Raw genomic sequence first — 19204 nt, 5'->3', positions numbered from 1 at the left:
TTCCCGATTTGCCGCTCTATTCGGCGGCGAACGGTGGCAGCTTCAGGATATTCGTCTTGGCGGACGCACCGCGCTGCGGGACGTCCTTGTTTTCCATGGCGTCGAAACGTTCTTCCAACGCTGTGAGCGACTTGCGGTTTTCGTCGACGGCTGCTGCCAGTTTTTCCTTGGTCAGAACCTCGTCGTTCACATCCTTCTTGCCGACGAGGCGGCCGAAAAGCCAGGCAAGCAGGCGCGACAGGTCGTCCATGATCAGGAAGAAGGACGGCACGACCACCAGGCTGAGGACGGTCGAGACGATGATGCCGCCGATCACCGCGATCGCCATCGGCGCGCGGAACGTGCCGCCTTCGCCGACGCCGAGCGCCGACGGCAACATGCCGGCGGACATGGCGATCGAGGTCATGATGATCGGCCGTGCGCGCTTGCGGCCGGCCTCGACCACGGCCTCCAGTCGCGGCATGCCATGGTGCATCATTTCGATGGCGAAATCGACGAGCAGAATGGCGTTCTTGGTGACGATACCCATCAGCATCAGGATGCCGATCATGACGGGCATGGAGAGAGCATTGCCGGTCACGATCAGCGCCAGCGCCACGCCACCGATCGCCAGAGGCAGCGACAGCAGGATGGTGAAAGGCTGGATCACGTCCTTGAACAGCAGCACCAGCACGGTCAGAACGAGCAGAAGGCCGAGCAGCATGGCGTTGCCGAAGCTCTGCTGCATTTCCTTCTGGACCTTGGTGTCACCGCTTTCCGCCAGATGGACGCTGGCCGGGATCTTGGCGCTGTTGACGGTGGCGAGGAAATGGCTTGAAGCCGTGTCTAGCGCCACGCCCTGCGGCAGGTCGGCGCCGATCGCGACGACGCGATAGCGGTTGTTGCGCTTGATCGAAGAGAGGCCTTCCGAATAGTCGATATCGGCCACGCTCGACATCGGCACAGACGCGCCGGTGGCGGTCTTGATGCGCAATGCCCGGATCGCGGCAAGATCGCGGCGCATGCCGATTGCAGCCTGCACGCGGATGGGGATCTGGCGGTCATCGAGCGAAATCTTGGCAAGCGACGCGTCGATATCGCCGATGGTCGCAACGCGCACCGTGTCGGAAATCATCTGCGGCGTAATGCCAAGACGGGCAGCCTCGTCCTTGCGCGGATAGACTTGCAGCTCCGGCCGGGGCAGGGCGCCGTCGGCGCTGACATTGGCAAGCGCCGGATCGGTGCGCAACTTGGCTTCGAGGATGCCGACTGCTTCGTTCAGATCCTTCTCGTTGCGGGAGAGGAAGTTGTAGGTCAGGTCACGGTCGCCGCGGTCATTAAGCTTGGTGATGCGGACGTCGGGGATCGAGCGCAGCTTGGCGAAGACTTCCTTCTCGACCTCCCACTGCGGCTTCACGCGCCCATGGACGGCAACCTTCGGCAGGTAGGGGCCGATCACGGGCAGCGAACCCGCCACATCGTTGACCAGCTTCTTGACGAGCGATTGGTCGAGCTTGCCGAGCGTCAGCGTTACCGTGGCGCGGCGCAGCTCCAGATCGCCCTTCGGCGAGGCGCCGCCAAGGACGAACACATTCTCGACGCCATCGATATCCTTGACGCGCCTGTAAATCTCGTTGGTTGCCTGCTCTGTGTCGTCGAGCCGGGCATTCGGCGGCAGTTCGGCCGACAGCACGATGCGGGAGGAATCATCCGGCGGGATGAAGCTGCCGGGCACGAACATGATCAGAGCGAAGACGGAGGCAACGGAGAATGCAAAGGCCGCAAGCAATGTCGGATAGCGCGTATACCATCTCTTGGTCGTTATCCGAACCAGCCAGCTATAGCCGCGCATGAACCGGCCGTCATTGTCGTGATGGTCCTCGACGGCATCTTCGGCGCGCATGAAATAGGCGGCCATCATCGGCGTGATGAGGCGCGCGACCAGCAGCGAGAAGAATACCGAGAAGGCGACCGTCAGGCCGAACTGGATGAAATATTGGCCGGGAATGCCCGGCATGAAGGAGACGGGCACGAAGACGGCGATGATGGTAAAGGTCGTCGCAATGACCGCGAGGCCGATTTCATCAGCGGCGTCGATCGCAGCGCGATAGGGCGTCTTGCCCATCTTGATATGGCGGGCAATGTTCTCGATCTCGACGATGGCGTCGTCGACGAGAATACCGGTCGCCAGCGTCAGCGCCAGGAAGCTGACCAGGTTCAGCGAGAAGCCGATCTGGTTCATGACCCAGAAGGTGGGGATCGCCGAAAGCGGCAGGGCAACGGCCGAAATCAACGTCGCTCGCCAATTCTTGAGGAACAGGAAGACGACGATGACCGCCAGCAACGCGCCTTCCAGCAGCGTGTGCATTGCCGCTTCGTAGTTGCCGTAGGTGTAATAGACCGCGTCGTCGATCATCTCGATCGAGACATTCGGATTTTCGGCCCGCACCTTGGTCAGGGTGTCGTCCACGGTCTTGGCGACGGATACTTCGCTGGCACCCTTGGCGCGGAACACGCCGAAGGTCACGACGGGCGCGCTGTTGAAGCGCGAGAAGGACTTCGGCTCCTGATAGGTATCCTTGATGACGCCGAGATCGGAGAGCTTGACGAAACGGCCGTTGGTCAAGGCTATGGTGGTGTCGGCGAGCTGGGCGACATCGCGGGCATCGCCAAGGACGCGGATTGCCTGCTCGCTGCCGGCCACCTGGCCGCGACCGGAGCCGAGATCGATGTTGGTGCCGCGCAACTGCTGGCTCACCGAAAGCGCGGTGATGCCATAGGCATTCAGCTTGTTCGGATCGAGTTCGATGCGCACTTCGCGGTCGGCGCCGCCATAGCGGTCGACGCGGCCGATACCGGTCTGACCTTGCAGCGCGCGCTTGACCGTATCGTCAACAAACCAGGACAGTTCTTCGAGCGACATATTCGGCGAGGAAACGGCAAAGCTCTGGATCGCCTGGCCTTCGACATCCACCTTGGAGACAATCGGCTCGTCGATGGTCGACGGCAGATTACCGCGAATGCGGTCGATCGCGTCCTTGGTATCCTGAACGGCCTGCTGCGTCGGCACTTCCAGGCGGAAGATGACCACGGTCTGCGACTGTCCGTCGGTCACCGTCGATTGGATCTCGTCGATACCGTTAATGCTGGCGACGGCGTCTTCGACTTCCTTCGTCACCTGCATTTCGAGTTCGGCAGGCGAGGCACCGCTCTGCGTCACGGTCACGTTGACGACTGGCACGTCGATATTCGGAAAACGGGTGATCGGCAGATTGAAGAAGGCGTGCGCGCCCACCACCATCAGCAGGAAAAAGGCCAGAAGCGACGCGATCGGATTTCGGATGGACCAGGCGGAAAAGTTCATCTTGCCGTTCTCGTTCAGTTGGACGCTTGCGGAGCTTCTTTGACAGGCGTGATGTGATCACCGTCGCGGACATAGGCGCCGGCTTTGGCGACGACTTCGTCACCATCCTTCAGGCCCTTGACGATCTCGACGTAAGCGCCATCCTGAATGCCGGTCTGGACATTGACGAATTTGACGACGCCACTCTCTACCTTGCGGGCGGAAGAGCCATTTTCGTCGCTGTTGACCGCCGTCAGCGGCAGGGAGACGCCCTGTGTCTCGCGGATGATGATCTCGGCGCTGCCATACATGCCCGCGCGCGCCTTTTCGTCGTCATCGATGGAGATGTGGACGGCGCCGAGGCGGGTAACGGCATCGACGATCGGCGCCACCAGGCGGACGGAGCCGGTGAGTTTTTCGCGGCTGCCGGAAAGCGAAATCAACGCCTTCTGGCCAAGGGTAATTTTGGTGATGTCGCTTTCGGAGACATCGACCACCAGCTCCAGATCGCTGTCGCGGATGATGGTAAACAGCGGGTCCCCACTGCCGTTGGCGATGGCTCCCATGCGGGCGTTACGCGAGGCGACCGTGCCGGCGACCGGGGTTTTGACGCCCGTGCGGGCGAGCTTCAGATCGGTATCGGCGATCTGGCTGTCGATGACCTTGAGATCGGCTTCGGCAACTGCGATCGCCTGTTCGGCGGAGGCCACGCGCGCCTTGTTGGCGGCGGCCGTCGCATTCGCCTGCTCGACCGAGGACGTCGAGACGGTGCCCTTGGCACCCATGGCGACCGCGCGGACGCGCTGTAATTCCGCCTCCTCGGCATTGGCATGGGCCTCGGTGAGCTGCGCGCGAAGCTGGGCGAGCGTTGCTTCGCCCTTGGCCTTCGTTGCTTCCATCTGGCTCTTCTGCAGGACCAGCGCATCGTCGTTCAGCGTGGCGAGCGTGCTGTTCGCCTCGACCTTGTCGCCGACATCGGCATTGAGCGAACGGATCGACAGGCCGTCCACCTGCGGCTGGATATAGACCTCGTCCACGGCTTTCACCGTGCCGGTTGCGACGACCTTGTCGGTCAATTTGCGCGTCACAGCCTGTGTAACGACGATTGCAGGCAGGTTCTGCTTCGGCGTGGTGACGGTGGGCTCTTCGGCAAAGGCCGCCGGCGCCGTCAGGAGAACAAGCAACATCGCAGTCGTGCTCAGAAATCTATGCGGCTTAAAGGCCATGCGTCCAATTCCAGTTCGGTACTTCGTGTAAAAGGGATCTCGCTGTTTTCCGTCGCGAGCACGGGGGATTAATGCGTGCGGGCCGGCTCTTTCCGGCGGATCAATATCCGTCTGTCATGCCTGCAAGTCCCTCATCCTCAATTTGCCCCATTAGGTGGGAACGATTTCCAAATCTTGCAAGATCACGAGAAAATGATTTCTGGCGCGCGCGTAATTCTAATGGGCGTTGCATCGCGAATCAATCACGCGCTCGTGATATTTGCATTCAGATGCTTGATCGACGCATGGCTTTTCAGGCAAATGCGGCGACAAAGCCAGCCTTTTATCATCCCTGTTACAAAATGAAAAAAACGCGCGTGGCATAGGCCCCGCGCGTTTCTCCCGTTTTTTGAAGCCAGCCCTATTTCAGCGCGGCGTCGGTGATCTCATGCGTATAAGCACCGGTCGGCTTCTTGCTGATGATCTTCTGGTCGAGAAGGGCGGCGACCGTGCGGTCGTAGAGTTTCTCGTCGAGCTTGCCGTTGCCGATCAGCTTGGCGACTTCGCCCATCATGCGCTTCTGATGGTTTTCGTCCTGACCGCCATTGTCCATGACGATTTCGGCGGCTTCATCCGGATGTTCGACGGCGTATTTCCAGCCCTTCATCGAAGCACGAACGAACTTGACCATGTTGGCCTTGAACTTAGCGTCCTTCAGCTTGGTCTCGTTGACATAGAGGCCGTCTTCCAGAAGGTCGTTGCCGAGCTTGCTATAGTTGAAGACGATCAGATCTTCCGGCTTGAAGCCGGCATCGACCGCCTGCCAGTATTCGTTATAGGTCATGACCGAGATGCAGTCGGCCTGCTTCTGGACGAGCGGCTGAACGTCGAAGCTCTGCTTCAGGACAGTGACGCCATCCTTGCCGCCGTCGGTTTTCAGGCCGATCTTGTGCATCCAGGCGAAGAAGGGATATTCGTTGCCGAAGAACCAGACGCCGAGCGTATGGCCCTTGAAATCGGCTTCGGTCTTCACCGGACCGTCCTTCGGGCAGATCAGCTCAAGGCCGGACTTGTCGTAGGGCTGGGCGATGTTGATCAGCGGCACGCCCTTTTCGCGGGCAACCAGAGCGCCGCCCATCCAGTCGACGATGACATCGGCGCCGCCGCCGGCGATCACCTGCTCCGGCGCGATATCCGGGCCGCCCGGCTTGATGTCAACGTCGAGGCCTTCCTCCTTGTAGAAGCCCTTGTCCTTGGCGACGAAGTAGCCGCCGAACTGACCCTGCGCCACCCATTTCAACTGGAGCGTCACCTTGTCGGCAGCCATCGCCGCCTGCGCTGCGGCCAACGCCATCGCGCTTGCCATCAATGCGACCATCAGTTTTTTCATATTTTTTGTCCTTTTCCCTCTGAAGTTATGCCCTGATCCCTTGGCAGGATCCTGAACTACGTCTTTCCACCACGGATAGACGGATGCCAGAACGTCGTCATCCGTTCGAGAACGGCGACGATACCGTAGAAGACGGAACCCGCAACCGCGGCAACCGCGATCTCGGCCCAGACCATGTCGAGGTTCAACCGACCGTTTTCGGTCGAGATGCGAAAGCCCATGCCCGACATGGGTGTACCAAAGAACTCTGCCACGATGGCACCGATAAGGGCCAACGTCGAGTTGATCTTTAGCGCATTGAAAATAAAGGGAGCCGCGGCGGGCAGGCGAAGCTTGAACAGCGTCTGCCAATAGTTCGATGCATAGGTGCGCATGAGATCGCGCTCCATATGACCGGCGGCGGCGAGGCCGGCAACCGTGTTCACCAGCATCGGGAAGAAGGTCATGATGACGACGACGGCCGCTTTCGACTGCCAATCGAAGCCGAACCACATGACCATGATCGGCGCGACGCCGATGATTGGCAGAGCGGAGACCAGATTGCCGATCGGCAGCAGGCCGCGACGCAGGAAGGCGAAGCGATCGGCAAGGATGGCGACGATAAAGCCGCTGGAGCAACCGATGATGTAGCCGATCAGAACCGATCGGAAGATCGTCTGTTGAACATCCGTCCAGAGAATCGACATGGAGCCGGCAATCCGCGCGCCGATGGCGCTTGGCGGCGGCAGGAGGATGAAAGGAATACCGGCCCCGCGTGTCACCGCTTCCCAGATGACGATGATCCACACGCCGAAGATCACGGGAATCAGCAACCGTAACGTATAGCCGTCGGCAGTCGAGGGAGACTGGATGATAGAAAGGATGGAAACGCAACGCCAGGCGAGCAGCCAGGCCGCGGCCAGCAGGAAGAAAAACGATGCAAGAGCGTTGCCTTCGTTGCCCGATATTCCAGCCAGCAACAGCCAGGCGGCTGCGTGCGCGGCAAAGAAGAGGATCGCCGCGCAGAGCGTTGCTGACAGGTTCATGAAGGAACTAATGGCCGCGGCACCAATGAGAATGAAAATGACAAAAGTGGTCCCGCTACTGAAGGGCGTGGCGGTATCGGTGGTAAGCAGCGGCAGAGCTGGGAGTGCCGCAAGGCAAAGAAGAAGGGAGAGCGTGCTTTGCCACGACAAATGAAGATTTTTCATGCCGCGCGACCTCCCATGGCGTGATCGACGATACGCGCTGCGATACTGACGACGGCAATCAACGCGGCCGCTAGTATCGAGCCGGCGACAAGCGTCGCCCATATATCGATCGTCAGGCTTTGGTAGGAGCCTGCGAGCAGCTTGGCACCGATGCCGGCGACGGCGCCCGTTGGCAGTTCACCAACGATGGTACCGGTGAGGCTCGCAGCGATTGCAACTTTCATCGAGGTGAAGAGGAAGGGGACCGAGGCGGGCACGCGCAGCTTCCAAAATGTCTGCGCGGCACTGGCATTGTAGGTGCGCATGAGATCGAGGTGCATGACCTCCGGCGACCGCAATCCCTTCACCATGCCGACGGCGACGGGGAAGAAGGAGAGGTAGGTCGACACCAGCGCCTTGGGAATAAGGCCGGTAATGCCGATCGAACCCAATACAACAACGACCATTGGCGCGATGGCGAGGATCGGCACGGTTTGCGAGGCGATGATCCAGGGCATCAGGCTGCGGTCGAGCGCGACGACATGCACGATACCGACGGCGATCAGAATACCGAGAAACGTACCGAAGGCGAAACCGACCGCAGTGGAGGACAATGTCACCCAGGCATTGTAGACGAGACTGCGGTTGCTTGTCGGCGCGCGAAGGAAGGTGTTTTCAAAGACATTTTGCGCCACCTGATGCGGCGCCGGCAGGATCGGCTTCGGTTGTGACAGCGTTTTGCCGATGAATTCCATCGTCGTCGGGGTGACGTTGGCGCGCCGGTCGAGATCGCGCTGGAAGGGCGTGTTGAGAATAACGGCAAAAGCGTACCACAACAGGATGATTGCCAGTATGATGGTCGTAACCGGCACGAATTTGTGCTTGAAGAATTGCTCCTTCTCCATGGTCACGCCCCTCTTTCCGTCGGAAACAGCATCAGCGCCATCGCGACGATGCCGAGCCCAACGCCGGCAAGCTGCGGCATGCTGAGCCGCTCGCCAAAGACGACGAAGGCAACGATATTGACGACCACGAGCTGGGCGATGGCGGAGGCGGAAATCGCCAGGCCCAGTCCGCCCTCGCGCATTAGCCGGACCATCATCAGATTGCCCACACAATAGAGAATGAGGGCCAGGATGAGGATCAATATGTTGTTGTTGGCGATATAAGCCCGCGAAGCGGTCGCGCCACCGATGAAAATCGCCATGGCGCCGGTGAGCCAGAGGAGGAATTGCGGGTTCATTGTGTGATCCTATTCCCCATAGCTGTGTCCTGCCCTCAGCCCTTCGCGGACACGATGGGCGATCTCCAGGAATTCAGGGGTTTCACGAATGTCCAGCGGGCGTTCGAGCGGAAGGGTGGAGTCGATGACATCGGTGACGCGGCCGGGACGGGGCGACATGACGACGATCTTCGTGGAGAGATAAACCGCCTCCGGGATCGAGTGCGTCACGAAACAGATGGTCTTGTTCGTTCGCTTCCAGAGCTTCAGCAGCTCCTCGTTGAGGTGGTCACGGACGATTTCGTCGAGGGCGCCGAAGGGCTCGTCCATCAGCAGCAGGTCGGCGTCGAAGGCGAGCGCACGGGCGATCGAGGCGCGCTGCTGCATGCCGCCGGAGAGCTGCCAGGGGTATTTGTGCGCGAAACCGGTGAGATTGACCAGATCCAGCGTCTGCGCGATGCGCTTGGCATGATCACTTCTGGGATAGCCCATAATTTCCAGCGGCAGAGCGATATTCTTTTCGATCGTGCGCCAGGGATAAAGGGCGGGCGCCTGAAAGACATACCCGTAGGCGCGGTTGGTGCGCGCCTCTTCCGGCGTCATGCCATTGACGGTGATGTCGCCGGAGGTCTTGCGCTCGAGATCCGCGATGACCCGCAGAAACGTGGTCTTGCCACAGCCGGACGGGCCGATGAAGGAGACGAAATCGCCCTTGCGCACGTCGAGATCGACATTGCTCAGCGCATGCACCGGCCCGTCATTTGTCTCGTAGGTGAGGCAGAGGTTCCGCGCGGAGACGACGGAGGGAGCGGATGACGTCATTAACACCTACCAGTCATGTTTTCGCCGCGCAGTCGGGGCGGATTGCGTGTTATTCTACGTGGCATCGCGGTGGTTTTAGAACCTAAGGACGCCGAAGATCTATCGAATTTTATGGAGGAATGGCATGAGCGTTTCATCGAAGCCCACCTGCCGCATCGTGCAGCCCGGCAGTACCTATGCCGGGAAACAGGGCTTCAACTACTTCGAAGGGATCGCCGCCGAGACAGTGGGCTCGACCGGCATCTGCATGCATCTCCTGACGATCCCGCCGGGCGGACGCGCCAAGGCGCATCTGCATGCCGCGCATGAGACAGCGATCTACGCGCTGTCCGGCGAGACGCATTGCTGGTTCGGCGATGAGCTGGAAGAGCATGTTGTCGTTCACGCCGGCGAGATGTTCTATATTCCGGCCGGTGTTCCGCATCTGCCCGCCAATCTCAGCGACCGGCCGGCGACAGCCATCATCGCCCGCACCGATCCGAACGAGCAGGAAAGTGTCGTCCTGCTGCCGGATCTGGAGCGGTATGTGCCGTTGTGAGCTGATGGAGCGGAACGCCGTCGCCAAGCGTCACACTCCGCTTGCCGGAATGCCGCTGCGCTGAACCTTGCGCGGCGCCGTGACGTCTTTCCAGGTCGAGAGTGCGCGGTTGACGGCGGTGAAAGGCTCGCGCTTGACGAACTCGCCATGGCCCTGCTGCGTTTTGACCGTGCTTTCCTCGATGGCAACCACGCCGCGGGTCAGCGTATAGCGCGGCAGGCCCGTCACTTGCTTGCCTTCGAAGACATTGTAGTCGATCGCCGATTGCTGCGTCTTGGCGGTGATAGTCTTCGAACGCTTCGGATCCCAGACGACGATGTCGGCATCGGCACCGACGAGGATTGCGCCCTTCTTCGGATAGATGTTGAGGATCTTGGCGATGTTGGTCGATGTCACCGCCACGAACTCGTTCATGGTCAGGCGACCGGTGTTGACGCCATTGGTCCAGAGCATGGGCATGCGATCCTCGAGACCGCCGGTGCCGTTCGGGATCTTGGTGAAATCGCCGAGGCCGAAACGCTTCTGTTCGGTCGTAAACGCGCAATGGTCGGTGGCGACCACCTGCAGCGAGCCGGAGGCGAGGCCGGCCCAGAGGCTGTCCTGATGCTGCTTGTTGCGGAAGGGCGGCGACATGACGCGGCGGGCGGCATGGTCCCAATCGGCATTGGCATATTCGCTCTCATCAAGCGTCAAGTGCTGGATCAGCGGCTCGCCATAGACGCGCATGCCCTTCTGGCGGGCGCGGCGGATGGCTTCGTGCGCCTGTTCGCAGGAGGTATGAACGATATAGACCGGGCTGCCGGCCATGTCGGCGATCATGATGGCGCGGTTCGTCGCTTCGCCTTCGACCTCGGCGGGGCGGGAATAGGCATGCGCTTCCGGGCCGTTATTACCCTCGGCAAGCAGTTTCGCCTGCATCTGCGCGACCACGTCGCCGTTCTCGGCATGAACGAGTGGCAGGGCGCCGAGCTCGGCGCAGCGTTGGAAGGAGGAGAACATCTCGTCGTCATCCACCATCAGCGCGCCCTTATAGGCCATGAAGTGCTTGAACGTGTTGATGCCCTTCTCGCGGACGACGGCTTCCATCTCGTTGAAGACCTGCTCGCTCCACCAGGTAATCGCCATGTGGAAGGAGTAATCGCAGTTTGCCCGCGTCGACTTGTTGTCCCACATGGTCAGCGCCTCGAGCAGCGACTGGCCGGGCGAGGGCAGGGCGAAATCCACCACCATAGTCGTGCCGCCGGCAAGGGCAGCCCGCGTACCGCTCTCGAAATCGTCAGAGGAATAGGTACCCATGAATGGCATTTCGAGATGCGTATGCGGATCGATGCCGCCCGGCAGGACATAACAGCCCGAAGCATCGAGCACTTCATTGCCGGACAGGTTCTGCCCGATCTCGACAATCTTGCCGCCTTCGACCTTGACGTCGGCCTTATAGGTCAAATCGGCCGTGACGATGGTTCCACCCTTGATGACTGTGCTCATGGTGTCTGCTCCCGATATGTGAAATTCTGGTGCTGCGCGAGTAGGGCTGTCACGCCACAATCTCCGCAGTCTCCAAGACCGCGTGGAACAGCACATCCGCGCCCGCGGTCGCCCATTCCTTGGAAATCTCCTCTGCCTCGTTGTGCGACAGGCCACCGACGCAGGGGCACATGACCATGGTGGCGGGCGCTACCTTGGCGGCCCAGCAGGCGTCGTGACCGGCGCCGGAGATGAGGTTCATGTGGCTGTAGCCCAGCTTCTCCGCGGCATCGCGCACGGCGGTGACGAGCTTCGGATCGAAGGTCACGGGCTCGAAATGACCGATGGCTTCGACCGAGCAGCCGACGCCAAGGGCGTCGCAGATAACCGGCGCCTCAGCCTCGATCCTGGCGCGCATGCGGTCGAGCTTCACCTTGTCGGGCGAGCGGATGTCGACGGTGAAGACGACCTTGCCCGGCAGCACGTTGCGCGAATTCGGCGAGAAGAAAACCTGGCCGACGCCGCCGACGGCACCCGGCTGGCTGTCCATCGCGACGCCCTGCACCATTTCGATGATCCGCGACATGGCAAGCCCGGCATTGACGCGCATGTTCATCGGCGTCGAGCCGGTATGCGCTTCCTTGCCGGTGAGCGTGAATTCCAGCCACCACAGTCCCTGACAGTGCGTGACGACACCGATGGTCTTGTCCTCGGCCTCAAGGATCGGTCCCTGCTCGATGTGGTATTCGAAATAGGCATGCATCTTGCGGCTTCCGACTTCTTCCTCGCCGAGCCAGCCGATGCGCTTCAGCTCCTCGCCGTAGGTTTTGCCCTCCGGGTCCTTGCGGCCGTAGGCGTAGTCCAGCGAATGCACTCCAGCGAAGACGCCGGAGGCGAGCATGGCGGGGGCGAAGCGCGCACCTTCTTCATTGGCCCAGTTGGTGACCACGATCGGATGCTTGGTCTTGATGCCGAGATCGTTCATCGTGCGAACAACTTCCAGCGCGCCGAGCACGCCGAGCACGCCGTCATATTTGCCGCCGGTCGGCTGGGTGTCGAGATGCGAACCGACATAGACCGGTAGCGCATCCGGATCCGTGCCGGGGCGGGTCGCGAACATCGTGCCCATCTTGTCGACGCCCACCGTCAAGCCGGCTTCGTCGCACCACGTCTTGAAAAGGCTGCGGCCTTCAGCGTCGGCGTCGGTCAGCGTCTGGCGATTGTTGCCGCCGGCGATGCCGGGGCCGATCTTCGCCATGTCCATCAGTGCGTCCCAAAGGCGATCGCCATTGATACGCATGTTTTCCCCTGGCGCTGCCACCATGATGCAATCCTCACCTGTTTGTCCCGGGTCATGCAAGGCGCATGCCCAATTGTTCCCGATGGTCGCTTCCGGTGCGCTTGCTTGTTTTTCTCGCCCCGGAAAATCGCCGGTTGCCTTTAAAAGACATCTGGCAGATAATTTGACCGATTGGTAAACATTACAACTTCCGTGGCGGCGCTCAAGACGAAAAGCACGAAAATTCCCGACAAAATTAAAGGCAATTGCCCAAAATCAGAGCATGGGCAGGGGAATGAGGGCTTGGCCGAAGGGCTTGGATTTCAAGGAGAAACAAAGCAGACATGGCCATCCCCAGAGCCGCCAAGACGCAACGCCGCACTCGCATCCAAGAAGAAAAAGAGGAAGTGATACTCGAAGCCGCGCTGGACGTATTTTCAGTACACGGCTTTCGCGGCTCTACCATCGACCAAATCGCCGAAGTCGCCGGCATGTCGAAACCCAATCTGCTTTATTATTTCCGCACGAAGGAAGCCATGCATAGGGCGCTGATCGACCGCGTGCTGTTTACCTGGCTGGAGCCCCTGCGCGCCTTCAACGCCAATGGCAATCCCGAAAGCGAGATCCGCTCCTATATCCGCCGCAAATTGGAGATGGCCCGCGATTTTCCGCGGGAAAGCCGCCTGTTCGCGAACGAGATGCTGCAGGGGGCGCCGCATGTCGAGGACGAACTCCGAGGTCCGCTGAAGAGCCTTGTCGATGAAAAGGCCGAGGTCATCCGCGCCTGGGCGAAGGCCGGAAAGATCGCCAAATGCGATCCCTATCACCTGATCTTCTCCATCTGGTCCACGACGCAGCATTATGCGGATTTCGATGTGCAGGTGCGTGCCGTGCTCGGGCAGGAACATTCCGGCGAGGGGCGTTTCGAGGACGCGGCCCGCTATCTGGAGAAGCTCTTCGTCGATGGTCTCGGTATACGGCGGTCGTGAGCGGCGGCGCAATTCCGCGAAAAGATTGCGCCGCACTTGGGGGCTGATGGAGCTCAGCTCCGCTCTCTAAAAATAGTAATCCCGTTCGATGCCGTCATAGCGGCCTGATTTCAGGCAGCAGCTCTTGAAACCTCCTCCGGGAACCGCAGGGGCAGGGATCGTTACGGCCGAGTTTTTCGATCAGCTCGACATCACCATGGATGAATTGCGAGCCGGTCTTTACCCGAGTTTCCGATGGGAATGACTTGCGTCGTTTGGACGTGACCTCAAAAGCTCACGTCATGGAGGGTTCTGGATTTGCGTGACATAGCCGCCTCCTCTGTGTTGCTGCTGCTGCGATTGTCTGCAGCGCGCGTCCTATAGCTCGATTTTCGTGCTTCCGCGAGCCGCAAGACACATTTTCTGAGCAAGGCTAATACGGCTATGAAAAAGACGGCCGCAGCAAGCTGCGACCGCCTCATTTTACTTCCCGCCGATATTTGGGCGCTGTTACTCCGCCGCCTGCCGAGCCATCGGATTGTTCGGATGGGTCGTCCAGTTGGCGTAGTTCGGGTCGACGGCCTTACCGGTGCGCTTGTCGAGCGCGCCTGCCGGCAAGGCTTCCATGGTGATGCAGTTTTCGACCGGACAGACGCTGACGCAGAGATTGCAGCCGACGCATTCCTCGTCCATCACCTCAAAATGCCTGACGCCGTCGACCATGTTGGTGATCGCCTGGTGCGAAGTGTCTTCGCAGGCGATGTAGCAGCGACCGCATTTGATGCAGGCGTCCTGGTCGATCTTTGCCTTGGCGATGTAGTTGAGGTTGAGATACTGCCAGTCGGAAACATTCGGCACGGCGCGGCCGATGATGTCGTCCAGATTGCGGTGACCCTTTTCGTCCATCCAGTCGGAGAGGCCCGATATCATTTCCTGGACGATCTTGAAGCCGTAGGTCATCGCTGCGGTGCAGACCTGTACGTTGCCGGCGCCGAGCGCCAGGAATTCGGCTGCGTCACGCCAGGTGGTGATGCCGCCGATGCCGGAGATCGGCAGGCCGTAGGTTTCGGGATCGCGGGCGATCTCGGCCACCATGTTGAGCGCGATCGGCTTGACGGCCGGGCCGCAATAGCCGCCGTGGCTGCCCTTGCCGCCGACAGTGGGGTTCGGCGCGAAATTGTCGAGATCGACGGAGACGATCGAGTTGATCGTATTGATCAGCGACACGGCGTCCGTACCGCCGGCCTTGGCGGCGCGGGCGGGCTTGCGGATGTCGGTGATATTCGGCGTCAGCTTGGTGATGACGGGCATGCGGGTATATTGCTTGCACCAGCGCACGACCATTTCGATATATTCCGGCACCTGTCCGACCGCGGAGCCCATGCCGCGCTCGGACATGCCGTGCGGACAGCCGAAATTGAGCTCGATGCCATCGGCACCGGTTTCTTCCACCAGTGGCAGGATGGCCTTCCAGGCCTGCTCCTCGCAGGGCACCATGATCGAGGCGATCAGGGCGCGGTCCGGCCAGTTCATCTTCACCTGCTTCATCTCGCGCAGGTTGGTATAGAGGTCGCGGTCGGTGATCAGCTCGATATTGTTGAGGCCGAGCAGGCGGCGATCGGCGCCCCAGATCGCACCATAGCGCGGGCCGTTGACGTTGACGACCGGCGGGCCTTCCTCGCCCAGCGTCTTCCAGACCACGCCGCCCCAGCCCGCCTTGAAGGCGCGTTCGACGTTGTAGGCCTTATCGGTCGGCGGCGCCGAGGCGAGCCAGAACGGGTTCGGGGATTTGATGCCGATGAAATTATTGCGGAGATCAGCCATTTTGGTTCTCCTTTCAGGCGACTGCAGCGGCCGGCTTGGCGGCAGCGAGCGCACGATTGATGGATTCGGCCGCGTCGCGACCCTGTGCAACGGCGGAGACCGTCAGGTCGTCGCCGCCGAGCACGCAGTCGCCGCCGGCCCAGACGCCGTCAAGCGAGGTCCGGCCTTCGCCGTCGATGGAAATGCGGCCGGATTCCATGCGCAATGCGCCGAGCCCGGAGGCCTCGAAGGTCTGGCCGATCGCCTTGAAGATCTGATCGGCGGCGATGACGCCAGTATCGCCGGTGCCGGTCAACTTGCCGTCGCGTAGTTCCGTATATTCGACTTCGATGCCGGCGACTTTGCCGTCCTTGTCGAGGATACGCTTCGGCGCCAGCCAGTGGCGAATGATGACACCCTTTGAAGCGGCAAGGTCCTGCTCGTATTCCGAGGCGTTCATATGCTCCTTGCCGCGGCGATAACAGATCGTCACCTCTTCGGCGCCGAGCAGCTTTGCCTGCACGGCAGCGTCGATCGCGGTCATGCCGCCGCCGAGGACGACGACACGGCGACCGATGGCGATATCGGCCTTGTCCTTGGCCTGGCGCAGATCGGCGATATAGGCGACGGCATCGGCGACGCCGTCGAGATCTTCGCCTTCGGCACGCAGCGCGTTGACGCCGGCGAGGCCGAGGCCGAGGAAGACGGCGTCATACTGCGACGAAAGATCGGCAAGGCTGAAATCCCGGCCGAGCGCTTGGCCGTGCTTTACTTCGATGCCGCCGATCGACAGAACATAGTCAACTTCCTTCTGGGCGAAATCGTCGACCGTCTTGTAGGTGGCGATGCCGTATTCGTTGAGGCCGCCGGCCTTTTCGCGGGCGTCGAAGATGGTGACGTCATGGCCATTCACCGCCAGGCGGTGGGCGCAGGCAAGGCCGGCCGGACCGGCGCCGACGACGGCGATCTTCTTGCCGGTCGAAGCGGCACGGGCATAGAACTGCTTGTTCTCGGCCATTGCCGTGTCGGTAGCATAGCGCTGCAGGCGGCCGATTTCGACGGGGCGCTCTTCGGCAGTATTGCGCACGCAGGCCTGCTCGCAGAGCTGTTCGGTGGGACAGACTCGGGCGCACATACCGCCCAGAATGTTCTGGTCGAAGATAGTCTTGGCCGAGCCGATGGGGTTGCCGGTCGAGATCTGCCGGATGAATAGCGGAATGTCGATGGAGGTCGGACAGGCCGTCATGCACGGCGCGTCATAGCAGAAATAACAGCGGTCGGCAGCGACCAAAGCCTCGTGACGGTCAAGGCGCGGATGCAGATCGGAAAAGTTCTGATCATATTCGGCCGGCGTCAGCCTGCCTTTATGAATCCCAGTTTCCAGTCGTCCCATTGAAGTTCCCTCATTATAGTAAACGGCCAGTGGAATGAACGGTAACTCAGGTTAAAAAATTTATCAAACGGTAAAATTTTGGAGAGTTCCGGCATTGCAAGCACAGGGATAGCTGTCATGGCCGCCTAGCCCGGAGGGCGGCGGAGGGGCCTCCGCTAAACATATGTTTTAGTTTATTTTCGAGGATCGATTGCTGGCTGACTGGAGGGTAAGCCGGACGCTTCCAAGTCCAGCGTGGCTATAAACATTCGTTGGCGCCCATTTTTGAAGTTCGCGATGGACGCTCGGGAAAAAATCAAAATTTTTTTTAGAAAGATGGAACCAAGGTTGGGCGCGGTCGTTAAGAAGGTGTCTTGGTGATGATCGCATCAACCGATGCACGCCCCCAAAACTCATCACCGGGCATCTACTCACGGTCCCCTCCCGATGAGTGAAAAGCAGCCAGTGCGCCGCCCTCGCGCTGGCTGTTTTCTTTTGCAGTCTGCGTTTCGGATTGTCAGCGGCGCTTCAGGATTTCGTATTCGGTTTCGGGTATCGTCAGGCGATAGCCGATGCTGTCATCGTCGATCGCGAACTGGGCGCGCCCGTTCATCGATGTGGGCACGACCCGCTCCAGCACGGTGCGGCTGAAGCTGTTGTCCTCGAACTCATGGTCGGCGGGGAAATAGAAGCGCTCTGACCAGGCCACTTCGATCGCCTTCTTGCCATCGAGTTCGGACTCCTTGCAGTTCAGCGTGATGCTGGTGGCGCCGGCGGAAATGGCGCCGTGTGAGGCGGAATTGACGATCAGCTCGTGCAGGGCAAGGCCGAGATGGACGGCCGCATTCGGCGTGAGATGCGCATTGATCCCGTAGATCGGCATCGGCACGCCGGCATCGGGCCAATAGGGGGCGAATTGCTTTTCGGCAAGTTCGAACAGATAGGCGCCGCGCCAGCTTGAATCGGTGATCAGGTCCTGCGAATTCGACAGGGATTGCAGGCGGCCGCGGAACTTGATCAGAAAATTGTCGAGCGACAGCGTATGACGCGCCGTCTGCGTCGCTATGCCCTGGATGATCGCCAGGAGGTTCTTGGAGCGATGCGACAGCTCGCGCAGCAGCGATTTCAGCACCTTTTCGCGGTGACGGGTCTCCGTGACCTCGGTAATGACGGAAAGCAGGCCCTGCGGCTTGCGGCCACCGATGCGTTCGATCTTCAGCTCGTAGATGCGCACGCCGTCGCCGGTCACGAACTCCACTTCCGCGCTGACGGGCTTGCCGCTTTCGAGCACTCCGCGTTTCAATTGAGTGAGGTGCTCACCATCCTTCTCGCCGAAAAGATGGCGGTCCGTGCCGCCGATGATGAGGGACGGTTTCAGGTGGTCAGGCAGGTTTTCGGCATAGCGGATCGCGAGGCTTGTATCCTGAAAGAGGATCGAGACGCCGGCGCTGCCCAGCGCCCGCTCCATCATAGCGGCCTTGCCTTCAAAACTTAGAGGCATGCCGGGTAATGGTTCAGTCGTATTCACCGGCTTGCCTTTCACTCCAATTTCGAGAACCCCGCCGACAGGGTATTCTCAGCCGGAAGAACTCAATCCGGTTTATACAATCACTCGCTATAACAGTCGGTAAAGCGTCCCTAAGCTCCCGGAACGTCCGGTTGCTTTCTTTGTTCCGCGACAAAGTGTCGATTCGGGTCAGGCGGCCACCTTTGTGGTTTCATTAAAGAAAAGGGCCTGACTGATCAGAGCTTTCACCATATCGGGATTGAATGGTTTGGTTACGAGGAAGGTCGGCTCCGGCCGCTCGCCGGTCAACAAGCGCTCGGGGAAAGCGGTAATGAAAATGACCGGAATGCTCGACGTCTTGAGGATGTCATTGACGGCGTCGATGCCTGAGCTGCCGTCGGCAAGTTGGATGTCGGCGAGCACCATGCTGGGATTGGTGGCATTATGCAGGGCAACCGCTTCCGCATGGGTGCGGGCGATGCCGGTGACGCGATGTCCGAGGCTTTCCACCATCTGCTCGATATCCATCGCAATCAGCGGTTCGTCCTCGATGATCATGATGTCGGTGGCGACTTGGCGTGAAATCTCTTGGGATGCCTTGTCCAGCAGATTCATGGCCTCGGTCTCGGTCACCTCGAGAATGTCGGCGATCTCGCCGAGACGGAAGTTTTCGACGGAGGCGAGGAGGAAGGCCTGGCGGGCGACCGGAGAAACCTTGGCAAGATTGACCGAGGCGCGCTGTTCCCAAGCATAGGGAGAGGTTGGCTCGGGAATCTGGATCGCCGTGGAACCGAAGAGTTGAGTGAAGAGTTTATAGAGTGCAACGCGGTCGTTGGACGTGTCCGGGAATATGGAAAGATCAGCAATGATCGCTTCCAAAACCGCCGCGACATAGGCGTCACCCGATGTCTGTGTCCCGGTCAGAGCACGGGAGTAGCGGCGCAAATAAGGAAGATGCGGCGCAATGCGTGTGGAAAGTGTCATCAATGGCTCCCGCCCTTTATTAATTCCTAATTGAAACACAGCCTCCAAGACTGCAATGACAAACAAACGCAAATTCAGTAAAAAAGTTCCTCGGCACCGGAACTTTTTTTGGAGAAGTACATTACCCCTGCCGACGAACACTAGGTTCAACTTCTCCGA

General features: G+C 60.1%; 16 protein-coding genes. 2 read left to right on the top strand and 14 right to left on the bottom strand.

The genetic code is table 11. The features are described 5' to 3' along the window. Window positions 1-16 precede the first annotated feature (16 nt). From N2601_RS11685 to N2601_RS11655, 7 genes are all read right to left on the bottom strand, one after another. Entirely contained in the window at window positions 17-3343 is a 3327-nt protein-coding gene (locus tag N2601_RS11685; RefSeq protein WP_260303092.1) for an efflux RND transporter permease subunit, read from the bottom strand. A 14-nt stretch (window positions 3344-3357) separates the two neighbouring features. Further along, window positions 3358-4548, bottom strand: a complete 1191-nt coding sequence (locus N2601_RS11680) for an efflux RND transporter periplasmic adaptor subunit (RefSeq protein ID WP_104823990.1) — start codon at window positions 4546-4548, stop codon at window positions 3358-3360. A gap of 400 nt (window positions 4549-4948) precedes the next feature. Then, window positions 4949-5917: an ABC transporter substrate-binding protein gene (locus N2601_RS11675; protein WP_104823989.1), complete on the bottom strand. Its 969-nt coding sequence runs from the start codon at window positions 5915-5917 to the stop codon at window positions 4949-4951. 56 nt (window positions 5918-5973) lie between these two features. Further along, on the bottom strand, window positions 5974-7107 hold the full coding sequence (locus tag N2601_RS11670; RefSeq protein WP_104823988.1) for an ABC transporter permease: 1134 nt from the start codon (window positions 7105-7107) through the stop codon (window positions 5974-5976). After that, window positions 7104-7991 carry an ABC transporter permease gene (locus tag N2601_RS11665; protein ID WP_104823987.1) on the bottom strand — a complete coding sequence of 296 codons (888 nt, stop codon included), beginning with the start codon at window positions 7989-7991 and terminating at the stop codon, window positions 7104-7106. Before N2601_RS11665 ends, N2601_RS11670 begins: the two co-directional genes overlap by 4 nt. A 2-nt stretch (window positions 7992-7993) precedes the next feature. Then, window positions 7994-8329 (bottom strand): hypothetical protein, encoded by a 336-nt coding sequence (locus N2601_RS11660; protein ID WP_104823986.1) that lies wholly within the window; start codon window positions 8327-8329, stop codon window positions 7994-7996. Window positions 8330-8338: 9 nt separating this feature from the next. Then, the gene (locus N2601_RS11655; protein WP_104823985.1) at window positions 8339-9130 is read right to left on the bottom strand and encodes an ABC transporter ATP-binding protein; all 792 of its coding nucleotides are present in this window, start codon (window positions 9128-9130) and stop codon (window positions 8339-8341) included. A 124-nt stretch (window positions 9131-9254) separates the two neighbouring features. Here N2601_RS11655 and N2601_RS11650 point away from each other — a divergent pair, with 124 nt between their 5' ends. Continuing rightward, a complete protein-coding gene (locus tag N2601_RS11650) occupies window positions 9255-9668 on the top strand; it encodes a cupin domain-containing protein (RefSeq protein ID WP_104823984.1) in 414 nt (137 codons plus the stop codon). 30 nt (window positions 9669-9698) lie between these two features. Here N2601_RS11650 and hydA read toward each other — a convergent pair whose 3' ends face one another. Next, window positions 9699-11153, bottom strand: a complete 1455-nt coding sequence (hydA, locus tag N2601_RS11645) for a dihydropyrimidinase (RefSeq protein ID WP_104823983.1) — start codon at window positions 11151-11153, stop codon at window positions 9699-9701. A 49-nt stretch (window positions 11154-11202) separates the two neighbouring features. Then, window positions 11203-12456 carry a Zn-dependent hydrolase gene (locus tag N2601_RS11640; protein ID WP_104823982.1) on the bottom strand — a complete coding sequence of 418 codons (1254 nt, stop codon included), beginning with the start codon at window positions 12454-12456 and terminating at the stop codon, window positions 11203-11205. Between the two features lie 299 nt (window positions 12457-12755). Here N2601_RS11640 and N2601_RS11635 point away from each other — a divergent pair, with 299 nt between their 5' ends. Next, window positions 12756-13400 carry a TetR family transcriptional regulator C-terminal domain-containing protein gene (locus tag N2601_RS11635; protein ID WP_104823981.1) on the top strand — a complete coding sequence of 215 codons (645 nt, stop codon included), beginning with the start codon at window positions 12756-12758 and terminating at the stop codon, window positions 13398-13400. 94 nt (window positions 13401-13494) lie between these two features. On the opposite strand, the gene N2601_RS11630 is transcribed toward N2601_RS11635, so the two are convergent. From N2601_RS11630 to N2601_RS11610, 5 genes are all read right to left on the bottom strand, one after another. Then, window positions 13495-13581 (bottom strand): SEC-C metal-binding domain-containing protein, encoded by an 87-nt coding sequence (locus tag N2601_RS11630; RefSeq protein WP_245276515.1) that lies wholly within the window; start codon window positions 13579-13581, stop codon window positions 13495-13497. A gap of 308 nt (window positions 13582-13889) precedes the next feature. Beyond that, a complete protein-coding gene (preA, locus tag N2601_RS11625) occupies window positions 13890-15203 on the bottom strand; it encodes an NAD-dependent dihydropyrimidine dehydrogenase subunit PreA (protein WP_104823980.1) in 1314 nt (437 codons plus the stop codon). A gap of 13 nt (window positions 15204-15216) precedes the next feature. Then, window positions 15217-16575 carry an NAD(P)-dependent oxidoreductase gene (locus N2601_RS11620; protein ID WP_104823979.1) on the bottom strand — a complete coding sequence of 453 codons (1359 nt, stop codon included), beginning with the start codon at window positions 16573-16575 and terminating at the stop codon, window positions 15217-15219. A 496-nt stretch (window positions 16576-17071) separates the two neighbouring features. After that, window positions 17072-18055, bottom strand: a complete 984-nt coding sequence (locus N2601_RS11615) for a sensor histidine kinase (RefSeq protein WP_199773581.1) — start codon at window positions 18053-18055, stop codon at window positions 17072-17074. A gap of 195 nt (window positions 18056-18250) precedes the next feature. Then, entirely contained in the window at window positions 18251-19045 is a 795-nt protein-coding gene (locus N2601_RS11610) for a response regulator (protein ID WP_104823977.1), read from the bottom strand. Window positions 19046-19204 lie beyond the last annotated feature (159 nt).

This window comes from Rhizobium sp. CB3060, from assembly GCF_025200735.1.
GTDB lineage: Bacteria > Pseudomonadota > Alphaproteobacteria > Rhizobiales > Rhizobiaceae > Rhizobium.
This window is presented reverse-complemented; position numbering and strand designations above follow the sequence as displayed.